Origin of the sequence: Pseudomonas sp. BNK-45 (assembly GCF_047456255.1) — a bacterium.
Lineage (GTDB): Bacteria > Pseudomonadota > Gammaproteobacteria > Pseudomonadales > Pseudomonadaceae > Aquipseudomonas.
In genome coordinates, this window is record NZ_CP179909.1 from 3,821,110 (window position 1) to 3,839,377 (window position 18,268).

The 18,268-nt window shown below is 61.7% G+C and carries 21 protein-coding genes; 11 read left to right on the plus strand and 10 right to left on the minus strand.

Going from position 1 to position 18,268, the window contains the following annotated elements:
• Nucleotides 1-22 precede the first annotated feature (22 nt).
• The 4 genes from alkB to ACMGG8_RS17705 all read right to left on the minus strand — a co-directional run bounded on the left by alkB (nt 23) and on the right by ACMGG8_RS17705 (nt 2,012).
• On the minus strand, nt 23-703 hold the full coding sequence (gene alkB, locus ACMGG8_RS17690; RefSeq protein WP_060839610.1) for a DNA oxidative demethylase AlkB: 681 nt from the start codon (nt 701-703) through the stop codon (nt 23-25).
• Nucleotides 693-1,409 carry a 2OG-Fe(II) oxygenase gene (locus ACMGG8_RS17695; RefSeq protein ID WP_414158029.1) on the minus strand — a complete coding sequence of 239 codons (717 nt, stop codon included), beginning with the start codon at nt 1,407-1,409 and terminating at the stop codon, nt 693-695. The genes alkB and ACMGG8_RS17695 overlap by 11 nt, the downstream gene beginning before the upstream one ends.
• A 97-nt stretch (nt 1,410-1,506) precedes the next feature.
• A complete protein-coding gene (locus tag ACMGG8_RS17700) occupies nt 1,507-1,677 on the minus strand; it encodes a hypothetical protein (RefSeq protein WP_164990718.1) in 171 nt (56 codons plus the stop codon).
• Between the two features lie 32 nt (nt 1,678-1,709).
• The gene (locus tag ACMGG8_RS17705) at nt 1,710-2,012 is read right to left on the minus strand and encodes a DUF1883 domain-containing protein (protein ID WP_016964155.1); all 303 of its coding nucleotides are present in this window, start codon (nt 2,010-2,012) and stop codon (nt 1,710-1,712) included.
• 211 nt (nt 2,013-2,223) lie between these two features.
• On the opposite strand from ACMGG8_RS17705, the gene ACMGG8_RS17710 reads away from it, so the two are divergent.
• From ACMGG8_RS17710 to ACMGG8_RS17725, 4 genes are all read left to right on the plus strand, one after another.
• Nucleotides 2,224-2,574, plus strand: coding sequence for a hypothetical protein (locus ACMGG8_RS17710; protein ID WP_060839608.1), 351 nt, complete (start codon nt 2,224-2,226; stop codon nt 2,572-2,574).
• A gap of 219 nt (nt 2,575-2,793) precedes the next feature.
• Entirely contained in the window at nt 2,794-3,444 is a 651-nt protein-coding gene (locus tag ACMGG8_RS17715) for a c-type cytochrome (RefSeq protein WP_060843807.1), read from the plus strand.
• A gap of 65 nt (nt 3,445-3,509) precedes the next feature.
• Nucleotides 3,510-4,361 (plus strand): c-type cytochrome, encoded by an 852-nt coding sequence (locus tag ACMGG8_RS17720; protein ID WP_414159951.1) that lies wholly within the window; start codon nt 3,510-3,512, stop codon nt 4,359-4,361.
• Between the two features lie 69 nt (nt 4,362-4,430).
• Nucleotides 4,431-4,661, plus strand: a complete 231-nt coding sequence (locus tag ACMGG8_RS17725) for a hypothetical protein (protein ID WP_016964159.1) — start codon at nt 4,431-4,433, stop codon at nt 4,659-4,661.
• A 14-nt stretch (nt 4,662-4,675) separates the two neighbouring features.
• On the opposite strand, the gene ACMGG8_RS17730 is transcribed toward ACMGG8_RS17725, so the two are convergent.
• Nucleotides 4,676-4,957, minus strand: a complete 282-nt coding sequence (locus ACMGG8_RS17730) for a hypothetical protein (RefSeq protein WP_060841957.1) — start codon at nt 4,955-4,957, stop codon at nt 4,676-4,678.
• 462 nt (nt 4,958-5,419) lie between these two features.
• Here ACMGG8_RS17730 and galU point away from each other — a divergent pair, with 462 nt between their 5' ends.
• Together galU and gorA are read left to right on the plus strand one after the other, a co-directional pair.
• Nucleotides 5,420-6,259 (plus strand): UTP--glucose-1-phosphate uridylyltransferase GalU, encoded by an 840-nt coding sequence (gene galU / locus ACMGG8_RS17735; RefSeq protein ID WP_011061681.1) that lies wholly within the window; start codon nt 5,420-5,422, stop codon nt 6,257-6,259.
• A gap of 132 nt (nt 6,260-6,391) precedes the next feature.
• Nucleotides 6,392-7,750 carry a glutathione-disulfide reductase gene (gorA, locus tag ACMGG8_RS17740; RefSeq protein ID WP_414158030.1) on the plus strand — a complete coding sequence of 453 codons (1,359 nt, stop codon included), beginning with the start codon at nt 6,392-6,394 and terminating at the stop codon, nt 7,748-7,750.
• On the opposite strand, the gene ACMGG8_RS17745 is transcribed toward gorA, so the two are convergent.
• The gene (locus ACMGG8_RS17745; RefSeq protein WP_129405617.1) at nt 7,751-8,758 is read right to left on the minus strand and encodes a DNA-binding protein; all 1,008 of its coding nucleotides are present in this window, start codon (nt 8,756-8,758) and stop codon (nt 7,751-7,753) included.
• Between the two features lie 180 nt (nt 8,759-8,938).
• Here ACMGG8_RS17745 and ACMGG8_RS17750 point away from each other — a divergent pair, with 180 nt between their 5' ends.
• The 3 genes from ACMGG8_RS17750 (at nt 8,939) to ahpF (ending at nt 12,280) form a co-directional block, all read left to right on the plus strand.
• Nucleotides 8,939-9,877: a site-specific integrase gene (locus ACMGG8_RS17750; protein ID WP_414158031.1), complete on the plus strand. Its 939-nt coding sequence runs from the start codon at nt 8,939-8,941 to the stop codon at nt 9,875-9,877.
• A 151-nt stretch (nt 9,878-10,028) separates the two neighbouring features.
• On the plus strand, nt 10,029-10,592 hold the full coding sequence (gene ahpC / locus ACMGG8_RS17755; RefSeq protein ID WP_011061677.1) for an alkyl hydroperoxide reductase subunit C: 564 nt from the start codon (nt 10,029-10,031) through the stop codon (nt 10,590-10,592).
• Between the two features lie 122 nt (nt 10,593-10,714).
• Nucleotides 10,715-12,280: an alkyl hydroperoxide reductase subunit F gene (ahpF, locus tag ACMGG8_RS17760; RefSeq protein WP_129405615.1), complete on the plus strand. Its 1,566-nt coding sequence runs from the start codon at nt 10,715-10,717 to the stop codon at nt 12,278-12,280.
• Between the two features lie 160 nt (nt 12,281-12,440).
• On the opposite strand, the gene gloA is transcribed toward ahpF, so the two are convergent.
• Entirely contained in the window at nt 12,441-12,962 is a 522-nt protein-coding gene (gloA, locus tag ACMGG8_RS17765) for a lactoylglutathione lyase (protein WP_060839601.1), read from the minus strand.
• Between the two features lie 199 nt (nt 12,963-13,161).
• Between gloA and ACMGG8_RS17770 the strand changes: the two genes are divergently transcribed.
• Complete coding sequence (locus tag ACMGG8_RS17770; protein ID WP_414158032.1) at nt 13,162-13,689, plus strand: DUF4946 domain-containing protein; 528 nt, start codon at nt 13,162-13,164, stop codon at nt 13,687-13,689.
• Nucleotides 13,690-13,938: 249 nt separating this feature from the next.
• Here the strand turns inward: ACMGG8_RS17770 and ACMGG8_RS17775 are convergent, their stop codons facing one another.
• The 3 genes from ACMGG8_RS17775 to ACMGG8_RS17785 all read right to left on the minus strand — a co-directional run bounded on the left by ACMGG8_RS17775 (nt 13,939) and on the right by ACMGG8_RS17785 (nt 17,062).
• On the minus strand, nt 13,939-14,304 hold the full coding sequence (locus ACMGG8_RS17775) for a histone-like nucleoid-structuring protein, MvaT/MvaU family (RefSeq protein ID WP_060839599.1): 366 nt from the start codon (nt 14,302-14,304) through the stop codon (nt 13,939-13,941).
• Nucleotides 14,305-14,548: 244 nt separating this feature from the next.
• The gene (locus tag ACMGG8_RS17780; protein ID WP_414158033.1) at nt 14,549-16,087 is read right to left on the minus strand and encodes an EAL domain-containing protein; all 1,539 of its coding nucleotides are present in this window, start codon (nt 16,085-16,087) and stop codon (nt 14,549-14,551) included.
• 81 nt (nt 16,088-16,168) lie between these two features.
• Nucleotides 16,169-17,062, minus strand: a complete 894-nt coding sequence (locus ACMGG8_RS17785) for a LysR family transcriptional regulator (protein WP_414158034.1) — start codon at nt 17,060-17,062, stop codon at nt 16,169-16,171.
• An 85-nt stretch (nt 17,063-17,147) separates the two neighbouring features.
• Between ACMGG8_RS17785 and ACMGG8_RS17790 the strand changes: the two genes are divergently transcribed.
• A complete protein-coding gene (locus tag ACMGG8_RS17790) occupies nt 17,148-18,104 on the plus strand; it encodes a DMT family transporter (protein ID WP_414158035.1) in 957 nt (318 codons plus the stop codon).
• Nucleotides 18,105-18,268 lie beyond the last annotated feature (164 nt).

The following is an 18,268-nucleotide window of genomic DNA, read 5'->3' on the forward strand; positions in this document are numbered from 1 at the left end:
GCTTGCGCTTGAATTTTCGCGTTCAACCGGCGTGGCGAAAGGTCAGGTTGATCCGCTGTCGGCCAAGCTCCGGGTGAGTGCCGTCCTTGAGCGGCAGCACCCCGTGATAGCGCAGGCGGTCCACGCCGCCCCAGACCACCACGTCAGCGTGGAGCAGCGGCACCCGCTGGCTCTTGTCGCTGCGCTGCTGGCCGCCAAACAGGAAGATCGCCGGCAGCCCCAGTGACAGGGAGACAATGGGCGCGTTGAAGTCGCGTTCGTTCCGGTCCTGGTGCAGGGACATTTTGGCGCCGGGGCGGTAACAGTTGATCAGGCAGGAGTCGGGATTGAAGTCGTTGAAGCCGGCGGCTTGTGCCGCGTGCTCGGCCAGTTGCCGGAACACCTCGGGCATTGCCGGCCAGGGCCGCAGGCTTTGCGGGTCGATGGCGCTGTAACGGTAGCCGCTGCGGTCGGTGGTCCAGCCCAGCTGGCCGCAACTGCTCAAGCCGACGGACATGGTATGGCCGCCCGGCGTCATCATCTGGCGAAAGGGAGCCGCCGCCAGCACTTCGTGGAGCCTGGGCAGCAGGCGTTCGATCCAGGGCAGGGCAAAGCCCCGCAAGACCCGGGCCTGGGGGCCCAGCACCTCGGTACGTGCCGGCTGCAGCAGGTCGCTTTCGGCAAAGAGCCCGAGATTGACCGGGGCGTCAGGGTTACAAGGCATCGTGAAAGATCACTCCTAGGGTGTGGCGCTGGCCACTGTGCACGCGGCTGACCCCGTGGCGCAGGGTCACCCGATAATGCCCGCGCGCGCCTTTTACCGGGCGATGATGCACGGCGAAAACCAGCCCATCACCTTGCTTCAGACCAATGACCTGTGGCCGGGACTGCATGCGCGGGCGCTGCTCGGTGAGCACCAGTTCGCCGCCGGTGAAGTCGGTTCCCGGCCGGGACAGCATGAACACCGCCTGCAAGGGAAACACCTGCTCGCCGTACAGGTCCTGATGCAGGCAGTTGTAGTCCCCAGGGCCGTATTGCAGCAACAGCGGCGTGGGGCGCCACTGGCCGGCGGCGTGACAGCGCTGGATGAACGCCGAATGTTCTGCCGGGTAGCGGACGTCGATGTGCATGTCCTGGTTCCAGCGGTTGGCCTGCTCCACCAGATGGGGATAGAGCTGCTGGCGCAGTTGGGTCACCGGCTCCGGCAGCGGATAGCCAAAGTACTGGTACTGACCGCGCCCGAAACCATGGCGGGCCATCAGCACTTTCGAGCGGAACAGTTCGGGCTGCGGATACAGGTCGCACAGGGCCTGGCACTGCTGGGCCGTCAACAGGCCTTCGAGGCGGGCGCAGCCGTCCTGCTCCAGGGCCTGCGCGATGCGGGCCCAGTCCAGTTGTTGCAGACGCTGGTGAAGCGAGGAAGCGGGCATGGCGCGAGTGTCCTGGGACGGAGATATCCCGGGCAGTCTGGGGCTCGGCCGGCCAGTGCGCACTCCGCTGCTTGCGCTCGAATCCGTGGTGGGGGAATTACAGGGCCTTGCTGACGCTGACGTCGCTGATCACGTCGCCGGACTGACCATGCAGGGCTTCCAGGGTGGCCCGGGCCTCTTCCTGGGTGCCGTTTTCCAGCTGGGCGAATTCGAAGCGGCGCTCACCGTTGAGCTTGTATTTGATGACGTACTTGGTGGTCTGGGGCACGGGATTACCTGTTGTCGCAGAAGGGCTGTGGCTTAACGCAGTTTCGAGCTGGAACGGCGAATGATGCGGATCGAGTGGCTCAGGTTCGGCTTGCGGGTCACGCTGATCGGGCGCCGGTTGACGGTGTCGATGGTGATGTTCCAGAAGCCGGTGCTGGGGGCGGTGATCTTCGCCGGAAACTTGTCGAAAGCGCCGCCGTGATAGGTGTGGCGGCCGCCGTTCTTGAAACTGCGGAAGTTGGCGTCGCTCATCAGGCGAATGTTGCAGACCTGGGAGCATTCGATGACGACGATATCGTCTTCGTTCAGGTGCTCGCGCTGGTGGATGAATTTCATGGGCGCCTCCAGAAGGGCTATAGCTACAAAAAAACAAAACAGGTGCGTGGGCGATGGCGCAGTTTATCAGGCCCAACGGGGTATTATTCGGCCCCCGCGTCGGGGTTTGACAATTTAAAACAGTTATTTGGATTTTTATCGGCGATAAAGCCGTGCCTCCGGAGAAAAACAGCGCCGTTGCTGTCGGAGGGGCATTTATTGGAGGTTTGATATGAAACGCTGGGTGTGGATTGTGCTGTTGGCCATCAGTGGCTGCGCGACGGTTTCGGACATCAACCAGACGCCGCCGACCCTGAGCGTCATCTCCGGCAAGAAGCCCCAGGAGTACGTCCAGTGCCTGAGCGGCAAGCTCTCCGGCAGCCGCGGTGCATTGCAGGTCGAGCCGCACAAGGACGGGTATCGGGTGATCGTGCCCCAGAGCCTGTCGTCGGCGCCGGCGGCGGTGTTCTACATCGATGAGCGCTCCGGGGGCAGCAGCATCAAGCTGCACGAACAGATGTCCAACAACCCCTTGCGTCCTCAGGACGTGCGCAAGGCGGGGGAGGCCTGCATCTCCGGTTGAGCGTCCAGGCCCAGGCGTGTCCTGGCTTGCCTTTCGCCAGTGCCGCAGGCGCTGGCCGGTTCAAACCTCCTTGCTCGGGCGCGTCCGTCCGGCGCGACAGCGGCCTGCCTGCAGTGGCACAGGCAGCTGTTGCGCATTGTCGCTGTGGATCTATTGCCCTACTATTTGTGCGCTTATGCCGGCTGGGTCTAAGCATATAACTAGAATAATGGAGTACATATGATCCCACTGGATCGGATGCTATTGAGTGGCCTGATGCTGCTGTTCATACAATCTGCCTCTGCCGCCGACGGCCAGAAGGTGTTCACCCAGGGTGGTGCCCAGCCAGGGGCCACGGCCTGTCTGGCTTGTCACGGTGCTGATGCAATGGGGCTGGCGCCTGCCGGCTTTCCGCGTCTGGCGGGGTTGCCGGCGGGCTACCTGGCCAAGCAGTTGCACGATTTTCGCAGCGGCGCCCGCAGCAACCCGGTGATGCAGCCCCTGGCCAAGGCCCTGAGCGAAGAGGAAATTGCCGCGGTCACCGCGACCCTGGCGGCCATGCCCGGACCACAGACCCCGCAGACCCACCGCAGCCAGAGCGCCAGCGGCGTTGGCGAGCGCCTGGCCCTGCGCGGTGCCTGGGAGCGTCAAGTACCCGAGTGCGTCAGCTGTCACGGACCGGGTGGTGTCGGTGTGGGCGTGGCATTTCCGCCGCTGGCCGGACAGCCCGCCAGTTACCTGGTGGCTCAGTTGAACGCCTGGCGCGACGGCACTCGTCACAACGATCCCAATGATCTGATGGGGCATGTCGCCAAATCCCTGACTGGCGACGAGGTCACGGCGGTGGCGGACTACTTTGCTCAATTGAAAACCCAGGAGGCGCGGCCATGAAACTATTGATTGCCGGGCCGTTGCTGGCGTTGCTCGCCGCCCAGGTACACGCCGCGAGCATTGCCATGGAAGATCAGTCGCAGATACCGGCGCCCAGCGCCTCGCCCCAGGCCGAGTACTTCAGGCCGCCCGCCGAAAGCGAGTTGCCGGACAATGCCTACGGCAAGCTGGTGCGCGAGGGCCATGCGCTGTTTGTCGACACCAAGCGCCGCGCGCCGCAATACGTGGGCAATGGACTCAATTGCAGCAACTGCCACCTCGATCAGGGGCGCCTGGCCAACTCCGCGCCACTGTGGGGCGCGTATCCGATGTACCCCGCCTACCGCAAGAAGAACGACAAGGTGAACACCTTTGCCGAGCGCTTGCAGGGCTGCTTTCAGTTCAGCATGAACGGTGGTCAGCCGCCGGCGGCCGACAGTCCGGAGATCACCGCGCTATCGGTGTATGCCTACTGGCTGGCGAGCAAGGCCCCGCTGGGTGTCGAACTGCCCGGCCGCGGCTATCCCGATGTGCCCCAGCCGGCCAAGGGGTATGACCTGAAGCAGGGGGCTGCGGTGTATCAGGCGCAATGCGCGGTCTGCCATGGTGAACAGGGGCAGGGGCAGAAGGTCGGGGCCGATTACGTCATGCCGCCGCTGTGGGGCAAGGACTCCTATAACTGGGGGGCGGGGATGCACCGGATCAATACGGCGGCGTCCTTCATCAAGCACAACATGCCCCTGGGCAAGGGCGGCAGCTTGAGCGATCAGCAGGCTTGGGACGTGGCGGCCTTCGTCAACAGTCATGAGCGACCTCAGGATCCGCGCCTGGTGGAGGGCTCGATCGAGAAGACCCGGGTCAAGTTTCACGCCAATGACGGGGTAAATTTGTACGGTCAGACCGTAGAAGGCGTGCTGATCGGCCAGGGCATCCGATAAACTAGCGCCTATCGTTACCGACGCCGCCTGGGCTCACGCCCTGGCGGCATCGTTTTTTTGGGAGAGAGCATGAAGCGGGAACACGTCAGGGAAAAGCATGCAGAGGGCTCGATCTCTGCCACCCATGTGATCCAGAACCCGGCCAATTCCGGGGAATGGATCGTGTTCTTCAAGAAAAGCGCCGGGCGCAGCTATTTTCTGGTGGATGACAGCGACGAGGTGGAGTCCTTTGCCCGCCTCGACGACTTGATCGAAACCATTCGTGGCCTGGGCATCAAGTTCGCCGAAATTCATATGTAGCGGGCGTCCGTGCGCTACTTGCAGACCACCACCACGCTGCGGCTCTTGTAGTTGCCGACATCGACGCCCAGGGTCTTGTCGCTTTCCTTGGGGGCCGGGGTGCCTTCGGTGCTGACGATCCGATAGCCGGTACCGGCGCAGGAGGCATCGGCTTTTTCATAGCAGCTGGCCCAGGAGCCGGCCTCTCCGGAGCAATCGATGCTCAGGCCCTGCTCGCCATTGGCCAGGTAAGTATTGGAGGCGGTGGCGCATCCGCTCAGAGCCAGTACCGCGGTAACTGCGAGAAGCTTGTTCATGGGGGTTTCGTCGTCTGCAGAGGAGGGGATCTTGGGGCTGTGCATCAGTGTGGCGATGCTATAGCCAATGGCCATTTCGGTACAGCGCATCCCTTTAGTCCGCCGCCGCTGCTGAAAAGTGCCGTTGCTCGATAGGCGGGATATTCCGCAAGCAGCCCACGGAGTGGCTGATGGCGATTGACGGTGCCATCAGTCGCGCCTGGCATGGGCTTTAGGAGGGTGTTCCGGATCGCTGCGGCCGTGTGTCGTCCGGTGCCTGGGTGCGGCGTGCAGGCGCCGGATTTCAAGGCCCGCGGGGGGATGGACGTTTACCTTGAGCGCTAACTGATGGATGCTACGGAACTATCTGGCGCTTTATTTCTCTATGATGGCAGCGGTTAGCCAGCGCGGGGCATTGTAAGGTGCACGCCGCCTGATTAGACTGCGCCGAAACTCGCACGCACAGCCTTTTTAAGGACTCATATGATCAAGAAATGCTTGTTCCCAGCAGCCGGTTACGGTACTCGCTTCCTGCCAGCGACTAAAGCCATGCCTAAAGAAATGCTGCCGGTGGTGAACAAGCCACTGATCCAGTACGGCGTTGAAGAAGCGCTGGATGCCGGATTGAATGAAATCTCCATCGTGACCGGCCGTGGCAAGCGCGCCCTCGAAGACCACTTCGACATCAGTTACGAGTTGGAAAACCAGATCAAGGGCACCGACAAGGAGAAATACCTGGTCGGTATCCGCAAACTGCTGGACGAGTGCTCGTTCTCCTACACTCGCCAGACTGAAATGAAAGGCCTGGGCCACGCGATCCTGACCGGCCGCCCACTGATCGGTGACGAGCCCTTCGCCGTGGTGCTGGCGGACGACCTGTGCGTCAACCTCGAAGGCGACGGCGTCCTGACCCAGATGGTCAAACTGTACAAGCAGTTCCGCTGCTCGATCGTGGCCATTCAGGAAGTCGACCCGCAGGAAACCAACAAGTACGGCGTGATCGCCGGCGAGATGATCCGCGACGACATCTACCGCGTCCACAGCATGGTCGAGAAGCCAAAGCCGGAAGATGCGCCGTCGAACCTGGCGATCATCGGTCGTTACATCCTGACTCCGGACATCTTCGACCTGATCGAGCAGACCGAGCCGGGCAAGGGGGGTGAAATCCAGATCACCGACGCCCTGATGAAGCAGGCGCAGAACGGCTGTGTAATGGCCTACAAGTTCAAGGGCAAGCGTTTCGACTGCGGTGGCGCCGAGGGCTACATCGACGCGACCAACTTCTGCTTCGAGAACTTCTACAAGACCGGCAAGGCTTACTGATAGTCGCTGCACGGGTTTGTCGGAAAAAGCCACCTTCGGGTGGCTTTTTCATTGGGCGCCCTTATGTCAATCCACTGCGCTGACCCGATCGCCATCTGCGGTTATGCTTGTCAGCCTGCCTGGGAGAGTGAAATGGCCTACGATTTTGATCTTTATGTAATTGGCGCCGGTTCTGGCGGTGTGCGTTGTGCACGCTTTGCGGCGGGCTTCGGCGCGAAAGTTGCGGTGGCCGAAAGCCGCTATCTGGGTGGTACCTGCGTCAACGTCGGGTGTGTGCCGAAAAAGCTGCTGGTGTACGGCGCACACTTTGCCGAAGACTTCGAGCAGGCGTCGGGTTTCGGTTGGTCCCTTGGCGAGGCTCATTTCGATTGGGCGACCTTGATTGCCAACAAGGACCGCGAAATCAATCGTCTCAACGGCATCTACCGCAATCTGCTGGTCAACAGCGGCGTGACCCTGCACGAAGGCCACGCCAAGCTGATCGATCCGCATCAGGTGGAGGTCAATGGCCAGCGCTACACCGCCAAGCACATTCTGATTGCCACTGGCGGCTGGCCGCAGATCCCGGACATCCCGGGGCGCGAGCATGCCATCAGCTCCAATGAGGCCTTCTTCCTCAAGGCGCTGCCCAAGCGCGTGCTGGTGGTGGGCGGTGGTTACATCGCGGTGGAATTTGCCGGGATCTTCCACGGTCTGGGTGCCGACACCCAGTTGCTGTACCGCGGTGATCTGTTCCTGCGCGGCTTTGACGGTGCGGTGCGCAAGCACTTGCAGGAAGAGCTGACCAAGCGGGGCTTGGGGCTGCAGTTCAATGCGGACATCGAGCGTATCGACAAGCAGGCCGACGGCAGTCTTGAGGTCACGCTCAAGGATGGTCGCAAGCTGGTCGCCGACTGCGTGTTCTACGCCACCGGGCGTAGGCCGATGCTCGACAACCTGGGCCTGGAGAACACCGGGGTCAAACTCGACAAGCGTGGCTTTATCGAGGTGGATGAGCAGTACCAGAGCAGCGAGCCATCGATCTTGGCGATTGGCGATGTGATCGGCCGGGTGCAATTGACCCCGGTGGCCCTGGCCGAAGGCATGGCCGTGGCTCGGCGCCTGTTCAAGCCTGAGCAGTACCGCCCGGTGGATTACCGGATGATCCCTACGGCGGTGTTCAGCCTGCCGAATATCGGCACCGTCGGCCTGACCGAAGAGCAGGCGCGGGAAGCGGGGCACAAGGTGCAGATCTTCGAAAGCCGGTTCCGGCCGATGAAGCTGACCCTGACCGACTGCCAGGAACGCACCCTGATGAAGCTGGTGGTGGATGCCGACAGCGACAAAGTGCTGGGCTGCCACATGGTCGGTCCGGACGCCGGTGAAATCGTCCAGGGGCTGGCGATTGCTCTGAAGGCCGGGGCGACCAAGCGTGCCTTCGACGAAACCATCGGCGTGCACCCGACCGCCGCCGAAGAGTTCGTCACCATGCGTACGCCTGTCGCCGACTGATCAGGAGTCGGCTTTCTTGCCTGCCTTCGCCTTGCTGGCGGAGGCCAGGCGCAGCGCCTCGAGGCCGGCCTCGGCCTTGGCGGCGCGCAATTCCATCTCCTTGCTCAGACGAGTCTGCTCATCGGCTCTTTCCCTGAGTGCCTGCATCTCCTCCGAAGCCACTCGCAGGCGTTCCTGCAGCAGGGTGCTGGCGCTGTCCAGGCGTGTCAGTTGCTCGCGCAGTTGTGCCTGCAGGGCTGCACCCTTGCTGGCGGCTTCCTGGGCTTGCATAAGCTCCTTGTGGCTGGCCCGTTGCTCGCCGAGCAAGCGTTCGTTGTCGCGATGCAGTTGAGTGATTTCGTCCTGGCGAACCAGGGCGCTCTGCTGGGCTTGCCGCAGTTCGGCCTGCAGCTGCTGTAGCTGGCCCTCGTGGCGGCGATGCTCCTGCTCGCGCTGTTCCTTGCTGGCGGCGCGATAGTGTTCCAGGGCGTCCCGGGCGTGCAGGTGCTTGTCTTCCAGGGAGCGGATCTGCTGCTCCTTGTCTTCCAGGCGCAGGTCGTAGTCCTTCAGTGCCTGGTTGAGCTCGGCATTGCGGGTCTGTTCGCTCTGCAGCATCGAACGCGTGTCTTGCAGTGCGGCACTTTCACCGGCCAGGGCGCTGGCCTGGATCTGCAGTTGCTGTTGCAACTGCTCCTCTGTGCGCCGGGCTTGCTCCAGCTGTTGTTCGAATGCCTGCTTCTGCTGTTCGGAGTGGGCGAGGGCCTGCTCCAGGGGTTCCCGGGCTTGCTCCTTAAGGCGCTGCGCCAGGCGTCCGACCAGTTCGCCGAGTTCCTCGTCCAGCGCTACCGGGCCGGCCTCCCGGCGAGTGCTGCCATCGTCGAGCTCCTTCAGGTAGCGGTGGATGGTGGTTTTTGAGCCGGTATTGCCCATTTCTATGCGTACTGCGTCGATGCTCGGGTGTTCGCCGCGGGCAAGAATCGCCTGGCGCGCCTTTTTCACCACCGCTTTGTTGATGCCTCCGCGAGCCATGTGTCCTCCGACGATTTAATACTGTGATACGTGGTATGTAATTATCGATAATTGTACAGGTAGAAAGACGCATCCGATAGCGTAAATTTGACATTGGATATTGTAGTATTACCCCGTGTGACAGGCGCGGCGGTCGGTTTTCGTCCCTGGTCGCCGTACATTTGCCTCAGTGGAGCTGCCATGAGTGAGCTGGATCGTTACCTGCAAGCCGCCACCCGCGATAACACCCGCCGCAGTTATCGGGCGGCCATCGAGCACTTCGAGGTGCAGTGGGGCGGATTCCTGCCGGCCACCGCGGACAGCGTGGCCCGCTACCTGGTGGCCTATGCCGGTGAACTGTCGATCAATACCTTGAAGTTGCGCCTCTCGGCCCTGGCCCAATGGCACAACAGCCAGGGCTTTGCCGACCCGACCAAGGCGCCGGTGGTGCGTCAGGTGTTCAAGGGGATTCGCGCGGTGCACCCGGTTCGCGAAAAACAGGCCGAGCCGTTGCAGTTGCAGCACCTGGAGCGGGTGATTGCCTGGCTCGATGGCGAGGCAGCGGCGGCCCGCGGCGACGGACGTCAGGCCGACCTGTTGCGGGCGCTGCGCGATCGGGCGTTGATCCTGCTGGGTTTCTGGCGAGGCTTTCGCAGTGATGAGCTGTGCCGCCTGCAGATCGAGCATGTGCAGGCCAGGGCCGGATCCGGCATCAGCCTTTATGTGCCGCGCAGCAAGAGCGACCGCGACAACCTTGGTCGCACCTATCACACGCCTGCCTTGCAACGCCTGTGTCCGGTGCAGGCCTACATCGAATGGATCAATGCCGCGGCCCTGGTTCGCGGCCCGGTGTTTCGCGCGATCGATCGCTGGGGCCACCTGGGTGAGCAGGGGTTGCACGCCAATAGCGTGATTCCCCTGTTGCGCCAGGCCCTGGAGCGCGCCAGCATCGCCGCCGAGCATTACACCAGTCACTCCCTGCGCCGCGGCTTTGCCACCTGGGCGCATCGCAGCGGTTGGGACCTGAAGTCGCTGATGAGCTATGTCGGCTGGAAGGACATGAAGTCCGCCATGCGTTACCTGGAGGTCAATCCATTCATGGGCATGGCGCGCATCGACGAGAAACCTGTGCGCCAGTGATCAAAGGTTTCTTCTATCAATACGGTAGCCTTATAGCCAAAACCAATCGTTGGCATCAGGTTTGCCAATGAGCCAAGCGGCGACTGATTGGCTAGGATTCTCCCCATCAAGTTTTCACCCAACGTTTTCAACCACTGATGGAGAGTCAACGATGCCTATCATCAACAGCCAAGTTAAACCGTTCAAAGCCACCGCATTCAAAAACGGCGCATTCGTCGAAGTGTCGGACGCTGATCTGAAAGGCAAATGGTCCGTCGTATTCTTCTACCCGGCTGACTTCACCTTCGTCTGCCCGACCGAGCTGGAAGACCTGGCCGACAACTACGCCGAATTCCAGAAACTGGGCGTTGAGATCTACAGCGTTTCCACCGACACCCACTTTGCCCACGCTGCCTGGCACAACACTTCGCCAGCCATCGGCAAGATCCAGTACACCATGATCGGCGACCCGACCCTGGCCATCTCGCGCAACTTCGATGTGCTGATCGAAGAAGCCGGTCTGGCTGATCGTGGCACCTTCGTGATCAACCCTGAAGGCCAGATCAAGATCGTTGAAATCAACGATGGCGGCGTAGGTCGTGACGCTTCCGAGCTGCTGCGCAAGATCAAGGCCGCTCAGTACGTTGCCGCGCACCCGGGCGAAGTCTGCCCAGCCAAGTGGAAAGAAGGTGAGGCCACCCTGGCTCCGTCCCTGGACCTGGTCGGCAAGATCTAAGTCCATGCTTCATTCAAGGGCGGTCATCCGCACTTAAGTCAGCCGCACCGCCCTCAAATAACGCCCGGGCGAGATTCGCTCGGGCGTTGTTTTTTATACCGAATCAATAGGAAATCGCCCGTATGTTGGACGCCAATCTTAAAGCTCAGTTGAAGTCATACCTGGAACGGGTCACCCAGCCGATCGAGATCGTCGCCTCCCTCGACGACGGTGCGAAATCCCAGGAAATGCTTGCGTTACTCAAAGACATTGTCAGTCTTTCCAACCAGATTACCTTGCTCGACAACGGCACCGATACGCGCAAGCCATCGTTCTCGTTGAATCGCCCGGGGAGTGATATCAGCCTGCGTTTCGCCGGTATTCCCATGGGGCACGAATTCACTTCCCTGGTGCTGGCCCTGTTGCAAGTAGGCGGGCACCCCTCCAAAGCCAGCGCTGAAGTGATCGAGCAGATCCGCTCGCTCAAGGGCGAGTTCAACTTCGAGACCTATTTCTCGCTGTCCTGCCAGAACTGCCCGGACGTGGTCCAGGCGCTGAACCTGATGGCGGTGCTCAACCCCAACATCCGCCACGTGGCCATTGACGGCGCGCTGTTCCAGGCCGAAGTCGATGAGCGCAAGGTGATGGCGGTGCCGAGCATCTACCTCAACGGTGTGAACTTCGGCCAGGGACGCATGGGCCTGGAGGAAATCCTCGCCAAGCTCGACACCGGCGCGGTGCAGAAGCAGGCGCAGAAGCTCAGCGCCAAAGAGGCCTTTGATGTACTGGTGGTCGGCGGTGGACCGGCCGGGGCGTCGGCCGCCATTTACGCCGCTCGCAAAGGCATTCGTACCGGGGTTGCCGCCGAGCGTTTCGGCGGCCAGGTACTGGACACCATGGCCATCGAGAACTTTGTCTCGGTGCAAGAGACCGAAGGGCCGAAACTGGCAGCGGCGCTGGAGGAGCACGTCAAGCAGTACGACGTCGACATCATGAACCTGCAGCGTGCCAGCGCCCTGGTGCCGGCCAAGGAGGTCGGCGGCCTGCACGAGATCCAGTTCGAAAGCGGTGCCAGCCTCAAGGCCAAGTCGGTGATCCTGGCCACCGGTGCCCGCTGGCGTGAAATGGGCGTGCCCGGCGAGCAGGAATACAAGGCCAAGGGCGTGTGCTTCTGCCCGCACTGCGACGGTCCGCTGTTTAAAGGTAAGCGCGTGGCGGTGATTGGTGGCGGCAACTCCGGCGTCGAAGCGGCCATCGATCTGGCGGGTATCGTCAGCCACGTGACCCTGCTTGAGTTCGACAGCAAACTGCGGGCCGATGCGGTGTTGCAGCGCAAGCTCTACAGCCTGCCCAACGTCAAGGTCATCACCAGTGCCCTGACCAGTGAAGTCAAGGGCGACGGGCAGAAGGTCACCGGCCTGGCGTACAAGGATCGCGATTCGGGCGAGTTCCACACGGTGGACCTGGAAGGCATCTTCGTGCAGATCGGCTTGCTGCCCAACACCGACTGGCTCAAGGGCACCGTCGAGTTGTCGCCCCGTGGCGAGATCATTGTCGATGCCCGTGGCGAGACTTCGCTGCCGGGGGTGTTCGCCGCCGGAGACGTGACCACGGTGCCGTACAAGCAGATCGTGATCGCAGTGGGCGAGGGCGCCAAGGCCTCTCTGAGTGCCTTCGATCACCTGATCCGCACTTCAGCCCCGGCATAAGCCCGCAGTGGAAACACAAAACCCCATGAGCCTTCGCTCATGGGGTTTTTTATTGGCGTTTTGCAGGGTGGGGCGCTTGCGTGTCACGGAGCAGGCCCTTGGGCCTGGCGCCGTGCTCTACCAGGCCTTCGCTAGCGAGCCAGCGCCTGTGTAACCCGGGTTACAGCGGGGTGGGCTGGATGATCTCGACCCAGTAGCCGTCCGGGTCCTTGATGAAGGCCAGGCTCTTCATGCGGCCGTCGCTCAGGCGTTTTTGAAAGTCGCAGCCCAGGGCTTCGAAGCGTTCGCAGGCTGCAACGACGTCAGGGACCGAGATGCAGATGTGGCCAAAGCCCCGCGGGTCGCTGTTGCCGTTGTGGTAGGCGAAGTCCGGATCGTTTTCGGTACCGTGGTTATGGGTCAGTTCGAGGACGCCGGGGATGGCGTTCATCCACTGGGTACGGGCCGCGGCGTCCGCCGGGATCTGCGCCTTGTCCACCAGGGCGAGGAAGTACAGGCTGAACTCGGCTTCGGGAAAGTCGCGTTTCTCCAGCAGGGAGAAGCCCAGGACCCGGGTGTAGAAATCCAGGGAGCGGGTGATGTCCTTGACCCGCAACATGGTGTGGTTGAACACGAAGCGTGCGGTCGCCGCATCCGGTTGGGCGGTCACGCCGGGGAAAGTGTTGAGTTGTTCGAGGCTCATGGGCCCTCCAGGAAAAAGTGCGGCAAAGGTTGTGGGCGAAGGCGAACCGGCCCTTGGCTGGCAAGGGTTCAGGCGTCGTTGGGATCGGGCAATGATACGCAACCGGACGCCATGACGCCAAACCCAAAGCTCCTGATCTATTGCCCATTCCTGGCGTCGGGCTCAGACTTCCAGGCCCGTTTCCCTGGTGTGCAAATCCATGATCGAATCGTTCAACCCCCGGGTCGTGGCCCTGTTTGTGCTGGCGTTTGCCGGCTTTGTCCAGGCCGCGCCACAAGTCGCCTGGCCACAAGGCTGGACGGTGGAGCCGGTGCCTGCGCAGGAGGGCGATCCGGCGGCCGAGGTTTCCCGTCAGCGGGCGGTGAAAAACGATGCCGCCGGTAATCCGCAGATGGTCATGGAGTTGACCATGACGCAAGTCGACAGCGGGCATGTAGTCAATCTTCAGGGGGTATTACTGGAGATGCGCAAATCCGTGCAGAAGGACTTTGCCCGAGGCGGTTATCAGAGTGTCTGTAACAAGATTCATGCGGCACAGTTGAGTCGCCTGCAAGCCCTGGAGACCACTTGCGCCATTACCCAGAATGGCCGGCATGTGTTGTCGCAAACATTGGTGGCCGCTGTGGATGGGAATAAGGCTTATGTACTTTCATACGCCGGCCAGGCACAGGCTTATGCTGATAGTCGGGACGAAATACTCGCTGTACGAAATAGCCTTAAACTTTGAGGAAAATTCTGAAGCTGCCGGTTTGCTTTCTCAGGTCGAGGGTGGGTTAGCGGAAAGGTATTAAGTCTGAAGTTGCAGTGAGGCTGTTGTTGCAAGGCACAATCCCCGGCGGGCTTGCAGTCGTCGCGTGCGGTGAAAATGCCGGCCATCGGTGCTGAAGGCGGTCTTAGATGCAAGTCGTAATAAGAATATTCTTATCAATGTAAAAAGCCCTGCATATGCAGGGCCTTTTTCAGGTGGCGGCTTTGTTCAAGCGCGCAGCCAGGAATCCACAGTGGCGGCGCCATACTGTTCTTTCCAGGCTTTCAGGCCGCGATGGTTGCCGCCTTTGGTTTCAATCAGTTCGCCGGTGTGCGGGTTCTGATAAACCTTGACCACTCGTGCGCGCCGCTGTTTAGGGGCGTTGGCCGGAGGCAGGCCGGTTTTGCCCAGGTTTGGATCAAGGATTGCGATGATGTCACGCAGACTCTTGTCATAGGACTTCATCAGGGCCTGGAGCTTCTCTTCGAACTCGATTTCCTTTTTGAGTCCGGCGTCATTCTTCAGGGATTCAAGCTGCGCGAGCTGTTCTTGAAGTGCTTTTTCTGCAGCACGAAATTCAGCAAGTCTGGACAATATCTTCACTCCAATAGTCTATTTTGGCTGATACAAACCACAAACAAAGCTATAAGCCATGACCCGATTAAGGTTCGATTAAGTGGCCTACCTGTGAATCATGAACAGGCGTGAAAAATTGTAGTAGTTAATGACGGCGGAGTAAATCAGGTTGTTCTTGTTTGCCTCGGTATTGGCCGAATGATTCAAATTGCTGCAGCTTGCGAGTTGTCAATTCGAGTACTTGTTGTTCTGGTATGGCTATTTAATGGCGCGCTAGAACGGCAACAAATTCACTACTGGGCATCGGTCGGCCAAATAAATAACCCTGTAGGAAATCTACCCCTTGGGCGACCAGATAGTCGCGCTGTTCGGTGGTTTCTACGCCTTCGGCGACTATACCCAGATCGAGTTTGGCCGAGAGTTGGATAATGCTGTCGAGTATATGCAGGGACAGGGCATCGGCACCGATCATGGCCACGAAGCTTTGATCAATCTTCAAGTAGTCGACATTGAACTGGCGCAGATAAGCCAGGCTGGAATGCCCGGTGCCGAAGTCGTCGATGGCGATCATCACGCCCAGTTCGTGCAGGGCGGCAAACAGCTGCTGGGTGATGGCCGTGGGTTTGATCAACTCGCGCTCGGTCAGCTCCAGCACCAGAATCACCTTGCCCGGCGCAAAGGCCGCGAGGAAATCCCGACAGTCGTCCAGCAACTGCAGATCGTTGCAATGACTGGCCGTGATGTTGATGCCGATATGAAAGCCGTCGCTGAAGTGCCTGGCGTGGGGAGCCAGGGCTTTCCGGGTCTGCTGCATCAGCGAGCGGGTCATGGGCACGATCAGCCCCGAATGCTCGGCGAAGGGAATGAACAGATCAGGACGCACCAGCCCTTCCTTGGGGTGTTGCCAGCGCATCAGCACTTCAATCCCGGCCCATTGCAGGCTGTCGCCGCGCACCACTGGCTGGAAATAGGCAATGAACTCCTGGGCGTCCAGCGCCCGGCGCAGCTCCTGGCTTGGGGAGGCGGAGCGCTTCTGCAGCCAGTGGGCGAGGACGCCGGTGGCGGCGCCGAGGAACACCAGCAGGCCAAATAGCGCCGGGTACTGGCTTTTCATGTAGTGCCAGACATCCCCTGGGGGAAAGCCGGCGCTGACGCTGTAGGGATAGCGCGCCGAGGTCAGGTGCTGGCTGGCCACCGCCGCCTGGGGCGCAGCACCCGCGTGGACCTGGCCGTCGCTGGACAGCCAGTGCGCCCCCACCTGCAACTGCAGGTCGGCAAAGCGGCTGATCAGGCGCAGGGCGTTGGCCAGGTGGTAGCCGTCGATGGTGGCCAGGACCTCGCGCTCGCCCTCGCTCCAGCGGTAGATCAGCAACGCCGTATTGGGCGTGATGGGGTTGCCGTCCATCAGCCAGAGTCGGCCATCCACATAATCCTGGGGATCGAGGGGCACCGCGTAACTGCCCAGCAACGAGCTGCAATAGTTGCTGTTGCGCCACACCAGATTGGTCGAGCGCACGAAGGGCCGGCGCGTGACCTGATCACGCAGGGCCAGTTGCCGTGCGGCGTCGCAATCCTGGCCCACCAGGGGCAGCAGCGCCTTGGCGGCGATATCGGTGTTGTCCAGCATCAGGTCGAATTGGCGAATGGCTTCTTCGGCGGTTTCCAGGCTGCTGCGCTCCAGGGTTCGCTCAGCCTGGGCATAGAGGATGACGGCGCCCAGCGCAATCGGCAGGACAATGGCCAGCAAGGTCCAGAGGGTACGGGTCGAGCGTTTCAGTGGACCTTTGGCGGTCAAGGGCATGGATCGGACCTGTGGCAGAGGAGGGGAGGCTTGAGAATCCGACCGTGGCCGCGGGCGCGACGCTCTTGTGGCGTGTTTCGATCACCGCAGGATAGACGGCTTTGTCCGACCATACAGGCGTTGCGCGTGACCAATGAAGGCCAGGGTCGCCGGCGACGACTGGCGCTGATCGAGCACGGCAATCCCCACCTGGCGCCGCACCGCTGGCGCCAGGGCCCGGCTGACATAACGGGCATCGATGGCCGCAGGCAGGGACAGTTCGGCCAGGATACTCACGGCCTCGCCCCGGGCCACGGTTTCCAGGGTGCTGAGCAACTGCGAGCTGCGGTAGCGGATGTTGGGGCGCAAGCCGGCACCGACGAACAAGCGTGACACCAGTTCCGCCGAACCGGCCTCGGTCAGCACGAAGGGGTCGTGACACAGCTGATCCAGGCGCACCTGCCGCTCCCGGGCTAGGGCATGGGCCGCGGGAATCAGCGCCACCAGTTGGTCCTCCAGCAGGGGGAAGGTGTCGAAACGCTCCTCGGGCAGCACCACGAAACCCAGGTCGATCCGCCGTTCTTCCAGCCATTGCAGGACCTGGCGGTCCGGTCCCTCGTCGATATGCACCTCGATTCCGGGATACGCCTTGCGGTACTCCCCAAGGATCTGCGGCAACAGGCGCGTGGAGGAGGTGGGACCGAACGAACCGATGCGCAGGGTGCCGCGCTTCATGCCTCGGGCATCGGCGGCCTCCTGTTCCAGGGTCGCGGCCAGCCCCAGCATGGCCCGGGCCCGCAGCAGGAGCTGGCGCCCGATGTCGGTGAGTTCGACCTGGGCTTGATGGCGGCGGAACAGCTCCACCCCCAGTTCCTGCTCCAGGGACTTGATGGCGTGGGATACCGCCGACTGGCTGATACCCAGGCGCGTGGCGGCGCTGGTGAAACCGGCAAGCTCGGCCACCCGGGAAAAGATTTCCAGTTGGGTCAGGGTCATGAGTAAAAGCTCATTTTACGATGATCGATCATTAGACAAAGAATTGTCCGGCGGCACAAACCCACCGGCACAGAGCGTCACGACCATGAGCGACAGCAGTATCAACGGCCCCTTGGCGGCCAACCACGGGGACCTGGCGGTCTATTGCAGACTGGCGGCGGTGACCATGATCTGGGGCGGCACCTTTGTCGCCGGCCGCTATCTGGCTGGCGCGCTTTCCCCCTTGCTCCTGGCCAGCCTGCGTTTCGCGCTCGCCAGCCTGGCCTTGCTCGGCTGCATGGCCGCGGCCGGCATTCCTCTGGTGCGTCCCAGCCTGCGCCAATTCGGCCAACTGGCGGTGCTGGGGTTTTGCGGCATCTTTTTCTACAACCTGTGCTTCTTCGTCGGCCTGCAACAGGTCAGTGCCTCCCGCGCTTCGCTGATCGTGGCGCTGAATCCGGCGGTGATCGCCCTGGGCGCCTGGGCCCTGTTCAAGGAGCGCCTGAGCCGGCGCCAATTGCTGGGCATCCTGCTGTGCCTGAGTGGCGCCGCGCTGGTGATCTGCAGCCGGGATCCGGCGGCCCTAGAGTCCTCGGCCGGCGGCTGGCAGGGCGACTTGCTGATCCTCGGCTGTGTCCTGGGCTGGGGCCTGTACTCGCTGCTGTCCCGGGACCTCAACCAGCGCCTGGGACCCTTGCAGACCGTCACCTACTCGGTCCTGCTGGGCACCCTGATGCTGTGCAGCGCGACCTGGCTGCGTGGCGAGTTCGACCTGCCGGCCATCGCCCGGCTGAACCCGGTCCAGGGCCTGAGCCTGCTGTACCTGGGGGTGCTGGGCTCGGCGCTGGCCTACATCGGCTACTACGACGGGTTGCGGCGCATCGGCGCCACCCGTGCCGGGGTGTTCATCGCCCTCAACCCGCTGACCGCGGTGATGCTCGGTGCGCTGCTCTTGGGCGAGCCGTTGAGCCTGATGATGGGGCTGGGCGGGGTGCTGATTCTGGGCGGCATCTATCAGTGCAACAAACCCCTTGCGGGCCGGGCAAAAAAGGCGATTTTATAGAGAAAGCGGACAAAGGCTTTTACGCTGTGTAGAATCCGGTTACGCATACAATAATAAAGTCTTCTGGCAGCAGAAGCCTCGCCCCCCAGCCTGTAAGACAGGGTCGAAATGAAGATTCTCGGGTTTCAACTGATCTACGGTGACTTCCTTGCCCGCAGCGTGCG